The organism is Citrobacter sp. wls619 (genome assembly GCF_005281345.1).
Lineage (GTDB): Bacteria > Pseudomonadota > Gammaproteobacteria > Enterobacterales > Enterobacteriaceae > Citrobacter.
This window is the reverse complement of sequence record NZ_SZXJ01000044.1, coordinates 82585-95008: the sequence shown is the minus strand read 5'-3', so window position 1 is coordinate 95008 and position 12424 is coordinate 82585. Positions and strand designations below refer to the sequence as shown.

The 12424-nt window shown below is 52.8% G+C and carries 11 protein-coding genes, 1 tRNA gene and 1 pseudogene; 11 read left to right on the top strand and 2 right to left on the bottom strand.

All coding sequences use genetic code 11. The annotated features are described in order from the left end of the window. Positions 1 to 2: 2 nt before the first annotated feature. Genes FDX19_RS09725 through ureG form a run of 5 tightly spaced genes read left to right on the top strand, consistent with a single transcriptional unit; the run spans position 3 to position 3785 of the window. On the top strand, positions 3 to 323 hold the full coding sequence (locus FDX19_RS09725) for an urease subunit beta (RefSeq protein WP_137382537.1): 321 nt from the start codon (positions 3 to 5) through the stop codon (positions 321 to 323). Continuing rightward, positions 316 to 2019, top strand: a complete 1704-nt coding sequence (gene ureC / locus FDX19_RS09720; RefSeq protein WP_137382536.1) for an urease subunit alpha — start codon at positions 316 to 318, stop codon at positions 2017 to 2019. The genes FDX19_RS09725 and ureC overlap by 8 nt, the downstream gene beginning before the upstream one ends. Positions 2020 to 2028: 9 nt before the next feature. Beyond that, complete coding sequence (ureE, locus tag FDX19_RS09715; protein ID WP_137382802.1) at positions 2029 to 2487, top strand: urease accessory protein UreE; 459 nt, start codon at positions 2029 to 2031, stop codon at positions 2485 to 2487. Then, a complete protein-coding gene (locus tag FDX19_RS09710; RefSeq protein ID WP_137382535.1) occupies positions 2487 to 3158 on the top strand; it encodes an urease accessory protein UreF in 672 nt (223 codons plus the stop codon). Before ureE ends, FDX19_RS09710 begins: the two co-directional genes overlap by 1 nt. A 9-nt stretch (positions 3159 to 3167) precedes the next feature. Further along, a complete protein-coding gene (ureG, locus tag FDX19_RS09705) occupies positions 3168 to 3785 on the top strand; it encodes an urease accessory protein UreG (RefSeq protein WP_137382534.1) in 618 nt (205 codons plus the stop codon). A 48-nt stretch (positions 3786 to 3833) separates the two neighbouring features. Here the strand turns inward: ureG and tsaD are convergent, their stop codons facing one another. Continuing rightward, positions 3834 to 4847, bottom strand: a complete 1014-nt coding sequence (tsaD, locus tag FDX19_RS09700; RefSeq protein WP_038633989.1) for a tRNA (adenosine(37)-N6)-threonylcarbamoyltransferase complex transferase subunit TsaD — start codon at positions 4845 to 4847, stop codon at positions 3834 to 3836. 236 nt (positions 4848 to 5083) lie between these two features. Between tsaD and rpsU the strand changes: the two genes are divergently transcribed. The 3 genes from rpsU (at position 5084) to rpoD (ending at position 9489) form a co-directional block, all read left to right on the top strand. Beyond that, positions 5084 to 5299: a 30S ribosomal protein S21 gene (rpsU, locus tag FDX19_RS09695; protein ID WP_001144069.1), complete on the top strand. Its 216-nt coding sequence runs from the start codon at positions 5084 to 5086 to the stop codon at positions 5297 to 5299. A gap of 237 nt (positions 5300 to 5536) precedes the next feature. Next, positions 5537 to 7282 (top strand): DNA primase, encoded by a 1746-nt coding sequence (gene dnaG / locus FDX19_RS09690; RefSeq protein ID WP_137382533.1) that lies wholly within the window; start codon positions 5537 to 5539, stop codon positions 7280 to 7282. Positions 7283 to 7641: 359 nt separating this feature from the next. Beyond that, positions 7642 to 9489, top strand: coding sequence for an RNA polymerase sigma factor RpoD (rpoD, locus tag FDX19_RS09685; RefSeq protein WP_003024699.1), 1848 nt, complete (start codon positions 7642 to 7644; stop codon positions 9487 to 9489). Between the two features lie 190 nt (positions 9490 to 9679). Here rpoD and mug read toward each other — a convergent pair whose 3' ends face one another. Beyond that, the gene (gene mug / locus FDX19_RS09680; protein ID WP_137382532.1) at positions 9680 to 10186 is read right to left on the bottom strand and encodes a G/U mismatch-specific DNA glycosylase; all 507 of its coding nucleotides are present in this window, start codon (positions 10184 to 10186) and stop codon (positions 9680 to 9682) included. Between the two features lie 124 nt (positions 10187 to 10310). On the opposite strand from mug, the gene FDX19_RS09675 reads away from it, so the two are divergent. The 3 genes and pseudogenes from FDX19_RS09675 (at position 10311) to FDX19_RS09665 (ending at position 12093) form a co-directional block, all read left to right on the top strand. Then, positions 10311 to 10386 (top strand) — tRNA-Ile (locus tag FDX19_RS09675). A 764-nt stretch (positions 10387 to 11150) separates the two neighbouring features. Further along, positions 11151 to 11557: pseudogene (locus FDX19_RS09670) on the top strand (Hcp family type VI secretion system effector); the annotation flags it as partial. Between the two features lie 59 nt (positions 11558 to 11616). After that, entirely contained in the window at positions 11617 to 12093 is a 477-nt protein-coding gene (locus FDX19_RS09665; protein ID WP_137382531.1) for a DUF2778 domain-containing protein, read from the top strand. Positions 12094 to 12424: the final 331 nt, after the last annotated feature.

Here is a 12424-nt window from a genome sequence, read left to right as displayed (position 1 = left end):
CAATGATCCCTGGTGAATATCAGATCTCAACGGGAACTATCGCGATCAATTCGGGCCGGACAACCCGCACGATCGTGGTGGAAAATCATGGCGACCGCCCCATCCAGGTGGGATCGCACTATCACTTTTACGAAGCCAATCCGGCGCTACATTTTGACCGTCAGTCCGCACGCGGTTTTCGCCTGAATATTGCTGCGGGTACCGCAGTACGTTTCGAACCCGGACAAAAGCGGGAAGTCGAACTGGTGCGTGTGGCCGGTGCACAGCGGATCGTGGGTTTTCGCGGTGAAGTCATGGGTGCACTGGAGGCAGACAATGAGTGAACTGTCCCGGCAGGCTTACGTTGATATGTTTGGCCCGACCACCGGCGATAAAGTACGGCTGGCAGATACGGAACTGTGGATCGAAGTAGAAAAAGACTTCACCACCTACGGCGAAGAGGTCAAATTCGGCGGCGGAAAAGTGATCCGCGACGGTATGGGTCAGGGTCAAATGCGCGCGCAAGCGTGTGTGGATCTGGTGATAACCAACGCGCTGATCGTCGATCACTGGGGGATCGTTAAAGCGGATATTGGCATCAAGAACGGCAGGATCTTCGCCATTGGCAAAGCCGGTAACCCGGATATTCAACCTGACGTCACGATCCCTGTCGGCGTTGGCACGGAAGCGATCGCCGGAGAAGGTAAGATCGTCACCGCCGGCGGTGTGGACACCCATATTCACTGGATCTGCCCGCAGCAGGCGCAAGAAGCACTGGTATCCGGCGTGACGACAATGATCGGCGGCGGCACGGGACCGGCAGCAGGAACCCATGCCACCACCTGTACGCCAGGTCCATGGTATATCGCCCGTATGCTCCAGGCGGCTGATGCGCTGCCGGTTAACATCGGTTTGCTGGGCAAAGGCAACGGCTCAAATCCTGACGCCCTGCGCGAGCAAATCAGCGCGGGGGCAATTGGCCTGAAGATCCACGAAGACTGGGGTGCCACCCCGGCGGCTATCGACTGCGCACTGACCGTCGCCGATGAAATGGACATTCAGGTCGCGCTGCACAGCGACACGTTGAATGAGTCTGGCTTCGTCGAAGACACGCTGGCGGCAATTGGCGATCGCACGATTCATACCTTTCACACCGAAGGGGCGGGTGGCGGCCATGCGCCGGACATCATCACCGCCTGCGCACACGCGAATATCCTGCCCTCTTCTACCAACCCAACGCTGCCTTACACCGTCAACACCATCGACGAGCACCTCGATATGTTAATGGTCTGCCACCACCTCGACCCGGATATCGCCGAGGACGTGGCTTTTGCCGAATCGCGTATTCGTCGGGAAACGATCGCCGCCGAAGATGTGCTGCACGATATTGGCGCATTTTCCCTGACCTCATCTGATTCTCAAGCCATGGGGCGTGTGGGCGAAGTGATCCTGCGTACCTGGCAAGTGGCGCACCGCATGAAGGTCCAGCGCGGTCCGCTGGCGGAAGAAACCGGCGATAACGATAACCAACGCGTTAAACGCTATATCGCCAAATACACCATCAACCCGGCGCTGACCCACGGTATCGCCCACGAAGTCGGTTCCATTGAGCCTGGCAAACTGGCTGACCTGGTGCTGTGGTCACCGGCATTCTTTGGTGTAAAACCGGCAACAATCGTTAAGGGCGGGATGATTGCCTGCGCACCAATGGGCGATATCAACGCCTCGATCCCGACTCCGCAGCCGGTGTATTACCGCATGATGTTTGGCGCGCTCGGCGCAGCGCGACATCACAGTCGTCTGACATTTATCTCTCAGGCTGCTGATGCGCTAAACCTCCCGCTACAGCTCAATCTGCAAAGCGCCATCGCTGTCGTTAAGGGGTGCCGGACGGTGAAAAAAGCCGACATGATCCACAACAGCCTACAGCCCAATATCACCGTCGATGCCCAAACCTACGAGGTGCGTATTGATGGTGAACTTATCACCAGCGAACCGGCAGACGTGTTGCCGATGGCGCAACGCTATTTCCTGTTTTAAGGAGTGATGATGATCTACCTGACCCAACGCCTTAACCACGCCCATCCTGTCACTGCAAGCGTCACGCTGCCCATTGATATTCGGGTAAAAAGTCGCGCCAGAGTCGCGTTGAACGATGGCCGCGAAGCCGGGCTGATGCTGCCGCGAGGCTTACTGTTGCGCGGCGGCGATCTGCTGACCAACGACGAAGGCAGCGAAGTCATCGAAGTCATCGCCGCGCCGGAGTCGGTTTCTGTTGTGCGCTGCGCCGATCCTTTCCTGCTCGCTAAAGCCTGTTATCACCTCGGCAACCGCCACGTTCCTCTGCAAATCCTGCCCGCTGAATTGCGCTACCACCACGATCATGTGCTGGACGATATGCTGCGCCAGTTCAACCTCGAGGTCACGTTCGCCCAGTTGCCGTTTGAACCAGAGGCAGGCGCTTATGCCAGCGAGTCACACGGCCATCATCACGGTCATGCGCACTGATGCATAACACCCAACAGCTGCGCCTGATGCAGCTTGCCAGCAGCAGTTTACCGGTCGGAGCGTTTACCTGGTCCCAGGGCCTGGAGTGGGCGGTCGAGATCGGCTGGGTGACAAGCGTCGATGACTTCTCTGGCTGGCAAATCCAGCAGATGGAACAGAACTTTTTTACCGTCGACCTGCCGCTACTGGCGAGACTTTATCGTGCCTGCGAGCAGGACGATCTTACGGCGGCACATCGCTGGACGGCCTGGTTATTGGCCTGCCGGGAAACCCGTGAATTGCGGGATGAAGAACGCAGCCGGGGCGCCGCTTTTACGCGCCTGATCACCGACTGGGAGCCCGATTGTTCCCCGCAATGGCGCGCGCTCTTTAGTGAAAGCCAGCTCTGCGGCATGGCCTGGCTGGGCGTACGCTGGAAAATCCCGCTGACAGAGCTGGCGTTAAGCTTCGGCTACAGCTGGATTGAAAGCGCGGTGATGGCCGGCGTCAAACTGGTCCCCTTTGGTCAGCAGGCGGCGCAGCGCTTGATTATCTCGCTTTGCGATCGCTATGCGCAGGGTCTGGCACAGGCGCTGGCTTGCCCAGACATTGGTCTCGGCTCCGCAACGCCACTGGCCGCCATCGCCTCTGCCCGCCACGAAACGCAATATTCCCGACTATTCCGCTCCTAAGGAGAAAACATGAATACACACAAACATCCCCTGCGCGTGGGCGTAGGCGGCCCGGTGGGTTCCGGAAAAACCGCGCTACTGGAGGCACTATGCAAAGCCATGCGCAGCAGCTATCAGTTGGCGGTGGTGACCAACGATATCTACACCAAAGAAGATCAGCGCATTCTCACCGAGGCTGGCGCACTGGAGCCAGACAGGATCGTCGGCGTGGAAACCGGCGGCTGTCCACATACCGCAATCCGTGAAGATGCGTCAATGAACCTGGCGGCAGTAGAAGCACTGAGCGACAAATTCGGTAATCTGGATTTGATTTTTGTGGAAAGCGGCGGCGATAACCTGAGCGCTACCTTTAGTCCGGAACTGGCCGATCTGACGATCTACGTGATCGACGTTGCCGAGGGAGAAAAGATCCCGCGCAAAGGTGGTCCGGGGATCACAAAGTCTGATTTTCTGGTGATCAACAAAACCGATCTGGCGCCCTACGTCGGTGCCTCGCTGGAGGTGATGGAGCGCGATACCTTGCGCATGCGCGGCGAGCGGCCATGGACGTTTAGTAATTTAAAATCCGGAGAGGGTCTGGAAACAATTATCGCGTTCCTGGAAGAGAAGGGAATGCTGCGGATGTAGCGTATTGCCCGGTGGCGCTGCGCTTCCCGGGCCTACGATATTATGAGCTTATGCCGCCGGTAATTCCGCCAGCGGCCAGCGTGGACGTACCGTCACGCCAAGATCGGCCGTCGCGCCCGCTTTAAAACGCACCATGCCGGCATAGGCGATCATTGCCCCGTTGTCGGTGCAAAATTCCGGACGCGCATAGAACACTTCACCACGACGTTTTTGCATCATCTCGGCCAGTTTTGCACGCAGCGTACGGTTCGCACTGACGCCTCCCGCCATCACCAGACGTTTAAAACCGGTTTGATCCAGTGCGCGCTTGCACTTGATCATCAGCGTATCGACGACCGCATCTTCAAAGGCTCGGGCGATGTCTGCGCGGGTCTGATCGTCATTTTCGTTATTACGAATGGTATTTGCGGCGAAGGTTTTCAGACCGGAGAAGCTGAAATCCAGCCCTGGACGGTCGGTCATCGGGCGCGGGAAGACAAAACGCTTTTCAACGCCTTGCGAAGCCAGTTTTGACAGCATTGGACCGCCAGGATAATCCAGCCCCAGCAGCTTGGCCGTTTTATCGAATGCTTCGCCAGCGGCATCATCAATCGATTCGCCCAGCAGTTCATACTGGCCAATTCCGGTGACGCTAATCAGCTGCGTATGACCGCCGGAAACCAGCAGCGCGACGAACGGGAACGCAGGGGGATTCTCTTCCAGCATCGGCGCCAGCAGATGCCCTTCCATGTGGTGCACAGGAATTGCCGGTACGCCCCAGGCGAACGCCAGCGAACGTCCTACGGTTGCGCCAACCAGCAGCGCGCCAACCAGACCAGGACCTGCGGTATACGCCACCGCATCAATCTCTTTGGCCGTCAGTCCCGCTTCTTTCAGCGCGGCCTGGATCAACGGTACGGTTTTACGTACGTGATCGCGCGAGGCCAGTTCTGGCACTACGCCGCCGTAGTCAGCGTGTAATTTCACCTGACTATACAATTGGTTGGCTAAAAGACCTTTTTCATCGTCGTAAATGGCGATGCCGGTTTCATCGCAGGATGTTTCAATACCCAGTACACGCATGACTTGTTTTACCTCGCTTTATTACCGCGCAGTGTAGGACCAATGCGGGTTGATGTAAAACTTTGTTCGCCCCAGGAGTTTCGCTCGTGTATACTCCTTGTCCTTATAAAAGTCCCTTTCAAAATCGCGTCGGTGCTTTACAAAGCAGCAGCAATTGCAGTAAAATTCCGCACCATTTTGAAATAAGCTGGCGTTGATGCCAGCGGCAAACCGAATTTATTAAAGGTGAGAGTTACATGCCGGTAATTAAAGTACGTGAAAACGAGCCGTTCGACGTAGCACTGCGTCGCTTCAAGCGTTCATGCGAAAAAGCAGGTGTTCTGGCGGAAGTTCGTCGTCGTGAGTTCTATGAAAAACCGACTACCGAACGTAAGCGCGCTAAAGCTTCTGCTGTGAAACGTCACGCGAAGAAACTGGCTCGCGAAAACGCACGCCGTACTCGTCTGTACTAATCCATTGAGAGCCAACGCTCTCAATTCAGACTGAGTTGTAGTTGTAAGGCCGTGCTTCCGGAAGGAATGCGCGGCTTATTTTCGTTTATACACGTCATCATTCAAGCTGCCTCAGTGTTGGCTGCAGTCGCTCACCCCAGTCACGTACTGCTGTACGCTCCTGAGGATTCGCTTCCTTGCCGCCTTGATGCATCCTGAATGATTTTGTGTATATGAGTCATCAAAAAACAGGGGCTTATGGCTGGACGAATTCCTCGCGTTTTTATCAATGACCTGCTGGCAAGAACCGACATCGTCGATCTCATCGACGCGCGGGTAAAGCTGAAAAAGCAGGGCAAAAATTATCACGCGTGCTGTCCGTTCCATAACGAAAAAACCCCCTCTTTCACCGTAAACGGTGAAAAACAGTTTTATCACTGCTTTGGGTGCGGTGCACACGGTAACGCCGTCGACTTTCTCATGAACTACGACAAGCTCGAGTTCGTGGAAACCGTCGAAGAACTGGCCGCAATGCACAACTTAGAAGTGCCCTATGAAGCAGGCAGTGGCCCCAGTCAGATAGAGCGCCATCAACGGCAAAGTCTTTATCAATTGATGGACGGCCTGAACACTTTTTATCAACAGTCTTTGATGCAACCCGCCGCTACCCCTGCGCGCCAGTACCTGGAAAAGCGAGGATTAAGTAGCGACGTGATCACCCGTTTTGCCATTGGTTTTGCGCCCCCCGGTTGGGACAACGTCCTGAAACGGTTTGGCGGCAATCCCGAGAATCGCAAATCGCTGATCGACGCGGGGATGTTGGTCACCAACGATCAGGGACGCAGTTACGATCGCTTCCGCGAACGGGTGATGTTCCCCATTCGCGACAAACGTGGTCGGGTCATTGGTTTTGGTGGACGCGTGCTGGGCGATGCCCTGCCGAAATATCTGAACTCCCCGGAAACCGATATTTTCCATAAAGGCCGCCAGCTGTATGGCCTTTATGAAGCCCAACAGGATAACGCCGATCCGCAGCGTCTGTTAGTGGTCGAAGGCTATATGGATGTGGTCGCCCTGGCACAGTACGGCATTAACTACGCCGTGGCATCCCTTGGGACGTCAACCACCGCCGATCACATTCAGCTGTTGTTCCGTGCAACGAACAACGTCATCTGCTGCTACGACGGCGACCGCGCCGGGCGCGACGCAGCATGGCGTGCGCTGGAAACCGCACTGCCTTATATGACAGACGGTCGCCAGCTACGTTTTATGTTTTTACCTGACGGTGAAGACCCCGATACGCTGGTGCGTAAAGAAGGGAAAGAGGCCTTTGAAGCCCGGATGGAGCAGGCGCTGCCGCTCTCCGCGTTTTTATTTAACAGCCTGTTGCCGCAGGTCGATTTGAGTACCCCGGACGGACGCGCACAGCTCAGCACGCTGGCATTGCCGCTGATTACTCAGGTACCAGGCGAAACGTTGCGCATTTATCTGCGACAGGAGTTAGGGAACAAGCTCGGCATCCTGGATGATAGCCAGCTTGAACGTTTAATGCCAAAACTGGCAGAAAATGGGGCTTCCCGCCCTGTTCCACAGCTAAAACGTACGACCATGCGTATACTTATAGGGTTACTGGTGCAAAACCCGGATTTGGCCCCGCTGGTTCCGCCGTTAGGCGCACTGGATCAAAATAAGCTGCCTGGACTTGGCTTATTCAGAGAACTGGTCAACACTTGTCTGTCTCAGCCAGGTCTGACCACCGGACAACTTTTAGAGCACTATCGCGGTACAAATGATGCTGCGACCCTTGAAAAACTGTCGATGTGGGACGATATAGCAGATAAAGATATCGCAGAAAAAACCTTCACCGACTCACTCAACCATATGTTTGATTCGATGCTTGAACTGCGCCAGGAAGAGTTGATAGCTCGTGAGCGCACACACGGTTTAAGCAGCGAAGAACGCCGGGAACTCTGGACGCTGAACCAGGAACTGGCAAAAAAATAAGCGAAAGACAAAACAAAGACAAAATCATTCGCGTTGTATCAAGGTAGTCAGTGAACGAACGCCTGGGAGTGTACATAAATACATGACCAGGATGACAAATCCGCCGGGAGCGGATTTGAACGCTGCTTGCGGCGGCCCCGTAAGGGGCGAGGCTCAGGATGAGCCGAGTAACGAACGCAGCTAACGCAGAGACAACGTGAAGGATGAAGTATTTAACGGCTTAACTGCCGAATATCGATCGGGAAGCCCCCGACAGCCGCACGGAGAGGCAGCGGCAAAATATAAGTATGCCCTCGTTTTGCCGTTGGCGGTTTTACCGCCCAACACCAATCAAACGAATTAAGTGTGGATACCGTCTTATGGAGCAAAACCCGCAGTCACAGCTGAAGCTTCTTGTCCAACGTGGTAAGGAGCAAGGCTATCTGACCTATGCCGAGGTCAATGACCATCTGCCGGAAGATATCGTCGATTCAGATCAAATCGAAGACATCATCCAAATGATCAATGACATGGGTATTCAGGTGATGGAAGAAGCACCGGATGCCGATGATCTGCTGCTTGCTGAAACCTCCAACAGCACCGATGAAGACGCGGAAGAAGCGGCTGCCCAGGTTCTGTCCAGCGTTGAGTCCGAAATCGGCCGTACAACTGACCCGGTCCGCATGTACATGCGTGAAATGGGTACCGTTGAACTGTTAACCCGTGAAGGCGAAATCGACATCGCTAAACGCATTGAAGACGGGATTAACCAGGTTCAATGCTCCGTTGCCGAATACCCGGAAGCCATCACCTATCTGCTTGAGCAATACGATCGCGTAGAAGCTGAAGAAGCACGTCTTTCCGATCTGATCACCGGCTTTGTCGATCCGAACGCAGAAGAAGACATGGCGCCAACCGCGACCCACGTCGGCTCTGAACTTTCTCAGGAAGAGATGGATGATGACGAAGACGAAGATGAAGAAGACGGCGACGACGACAGCAGCGACGACGACAACAGCATCGACCCTGAATTAGCGCGCGAGAAATTCGGTGAACTGCGTACCCAGTACGAAATCACCCGCGACACTATCAAAGCGAAAGGCCGCAGCCATGCAGCCGCGCAGGAAGAAATTCAGAAGCTGTCTGAAGTATTCAAGCAGTTCCGCCTGGTGCCAAAACAGTTCGACTACCTGGTCAACAGCATGCGCGTCATGATGGACCGCGTGCGTACTCAGGAACGTCTGATCATGAAGCTCTGCGTTGAGCAGTGCAAAATGCCGAAGAAGAACTTCATCACTCTGTTCACCGGCAACGAAACCAGCGAAACCTGGTTCAACGCGGCAATCGCGATGAACAAACCGTGGTCTGAAAAACTGCACGATGTGGCAGATGATGTTCACCGCGGCCTGCAGAAACTGCAGCAAATTGAAGAAGAAACCGGCCTGACCATCGAGCAGGTAAAAGACATCAACCGTCGTATGTCCATCGGTGAAGCGAAAGCCCGCCGTGCGAAAAAAGAGATGGTTGAAGCGAACTTACGTCTGGTTATCTCCATCGCGAAGAAATACACCAACCGTGGTCTGCAGTTCCTGGATCTGATTCAGGAAGGCAACATCGGTCTGATGAAAGCGGTTGATAAATTTGAATACCGTCGTGGTTACAAGTTCTCCACCTATGCAACCTGGTGGATCCGTCAGGCGATCACCCGTTCGATCGCGGATCAGGCGCGTACCATCCGTATCCCGGTACATATGATTGAGACCATCAACAAGCTCAACCGTATCTCCCGCCAGATGCTGCAAGAGATGGGTCGCGAGCCGACGCCGGAAGAGCTGGCTGAACGTATGCTGATGCCGGAAGACAAGATCCGTAAAGTGCTGAAGATCGCGAAAGAGCCTATCTCCATGGAAACGCCGATCGGCGATGATGAAGATTCGCATCTGGGTGATTTCATCGAGGATACCACCCTCGAGCTGCCGCTGGACTCTGCCACCACCGAGAGCCTGCGTGCCGCAACGCACGACGTGCTGGCTGGCCTGACCGCACGTGAAGCGAAAGTTCTGCGTATGCGTTTCGGTATCGATATGAACACCGACCACACGCTGGAAGAAGTCGGCAAACAGTTCGACGTTACCCGCGAACGTATCCGTCAGATTGAAGCGAAGGCGTTGCGTAAACTGCGTCACCCGAGCCGTTCTGAAGTACTGCGTAGCTTCCTCGACGATTAATCTCAAGGTTTTAAACGTGAAAAAGCTCCCTGATGGGAGCTTTTTTTTCGCCTGTTAATCGAAGCATTCCCCGGCGGCGCTACGCTTGGCCGGGCTACCTGCCGGAGTAACCCGTAGGCCGGATAAGGCGTTTACGCCGCCATCCGGCAATCTGTACAAATTCTTCCGGATGGCGCTTCATTTATCCGCCCTACAGGCCGCGCGCCTTCAACGCCACATTCACTTCCCGATACGCCTCCACCAGTTTATCCAGCGTGATCCGGCTTAACCCACTGGGATTCGGCAGTACCCAAATCTGCGTCGTACCAATCGTCAGCGTCTGTTTCCCCCACTGCACGCCACGTTGACTGAGGCCCTGCTCAAACGCCTGCTTACCAAGGATAGCGAGCGCGGCTGGTTGGAACTCTTCTATCTTCTCGATGAGCTTACGGCCACCACTACGCATCTCCTGTAGCTTCACTTCATTGGCTTGCACCGTTGGCCTGTCGACGAATTTGGTGACGCCGCAGCGGAAATCCAGTAGGTGTTGCGCCTCTTCCGGCTTTAGCTGGCGTTCGGTAAATCCCGCCTGATGGATGACCTTCCAGAAGCGATTAGCGGGGTGTGCAAAGGGGAATCCTGTTCCTGCGGAAGACAGCCCCGGATTGATGCCGCAAAACACCACCCGCAACCCCGGCGCCAGTATGTCCTTAACCATAATTACTCCGAACAATACATCAAGGGACAAGTATAACGGACTGAAAATACATTGTTTATAAAAACAGCATCCGTACGCTTATGTCTGGATTGCAACGCGGAGTTACTTTATAATCCACCGCCACGGCCCCTTAGCTCAGTGGTTAGAGCAGGCGACTCATAATCGCTTGGTCGCTGGTTCAAGTCCAGCAGGGGCCACCAAATTTCAAGGGCTTGCGGGAAAACGTAAGCCCTTAGTTTTTTCATGGGTACTGCAACTAAGTAATCCTAAGTTAAGTAAATGAGAAAATTTCAAGGCGATTGAGTACCATGCAGCCTTAACTCAAGCGAACAAAATCTAGAAACTAGCCCAGAACGCTATTCAGTGCTTGCTCAACGCTGCTGTACGTCTTCCTTGTTGGCCTAGTCGCAAGCTCTTCAGCTACAGAGAAAAAAGTAAAACTCCCACTCAGATCTGAGACATTAGTTGATTCTAGATAGGGCAACAATTTACCTTCGTAGAACTCAATTTATTTTTGCATCACAGTTTCAGATCAACAATCCCAAGAACCGCAGTCAGGAACTTCTCACTTCACCAAATAATTTTCGGTGTTCTTAACTTTTTTTAAATTTTGTATTCCCATTTTCTGAGCTAATGACATATAAACTCATTACATATATAGCGTAACATCTGTGATATGATCTATAAATATCCACCCATTCTAATACTATAAAAAATTTATCACTATCAAACATATCAGTCCGAACTTTGTGGTTACGAATGTAATAAAATAGAGACCTCCCTCTAAAATAATCAGTTCAATCTATATGTTCATAAGATATATTTCCATAATATTTTATGAAAAATAATTCATTTCATAAATACCAATGTTATATAAATAAAATTTATAGCACTTTATGTGATAATTTTTTACCTTCAAGGGGGTTATTAATATTTAGAAAAATTCAAAGGTGGAGTTTTTGACATGGCTATACCGGCTTATCTTTGGCTAAAAGATGACGGCAATGCAGATATTAAAGGTTCTGTTGATGTTCAGAATAGAGAAGGCAGTATCGAGATTCATAGTTTCGCGCACGGGTTGCATCTTCCCACAGACAACATGACGGGTAAAATTACAGGTACCCGCGTTCATAGCGCGTTAACGTTCGAAAAGGAAGCCCCTACCTCTACAAAGCTGTGGCAAAAGGCCAGACGCTGAAAAGCGCCGAATTTAAGTGGTACCGCATCAATGACGCAGGACAAGAGGTTGAATACTTCAACATGCTGTTGGAAGGTGTAAAGGTCGTCTCGGTCTGCCCACTGATGCATAACTGCAAAAATGCCGGTACCGAAAAACATAATCATCTCGAGGCCGTGTCGCTGCGCTATGAGAAAATTACCTGGAAGCACTGTGATGGGAATATCATGTTCACTGATACGTGGAACGAGCGATGATCCATTGCACCTTTCGGCTGAACGGGAATGCGCTGTCAAACCTGAGCTGCCCTGGGATAGGTTTCTTCCCCGCATACTCCGGTAATACAGGGCAACATCGTAATAATTCGGACTCAATCACGGTAAAGAATATTGGCCCGCTGCCGCCAGGAAAATATTATATTGTCGACCGCCCCCGCAGCCTGAGCACTCGCGTAAGAGATGTCTTTGCTACGGCATACACAGGATCGGATCACTCAATTTGGTTTGCCCTGTACAGAGTGGACAGCAACATCGACGACCACACTTTCGTCGCTCAGGTAGAAAGGGGAAACTTTAGGCTTCACCCGGCAGGATATGAGGGGATCAGTAACGGCTGCATAACACTGCCTTCTCCATCTCATTTTGCTGTGCTGCGTGAAGCGCTCATGAGAACCCCAACCGTATTGGTAACGGCGTCACTCAAAGCGTATGGCACAATTCAGGTGTATTAACGATGACACCAGCGAAGCAAGCAGGGTTATGGCTCATTCAGTTTCTGTCATTTATCCTTATTTTTTCAGCATGTTACCTGCTATTGCCTGAGGTATATTTGTTCGAGAGTTTCAGCGATATGGTTGGTTTTATTACCGAACAGGACTGGAATGATTTGTTTATGCTAACCGTCCTTTGTGTGTCAGTACTCATCAACACGCTGTTGATTTTTGTTATCGCCAGGCAGAAGAAAAAACACGATTAAGTACCAGCCCGGTCATGCTAGCCGGGTTCCTCTTACCTTCCCCGCTGTAGTTAGCAACAATAGATCCAGCCTTTGCATCATTAGCA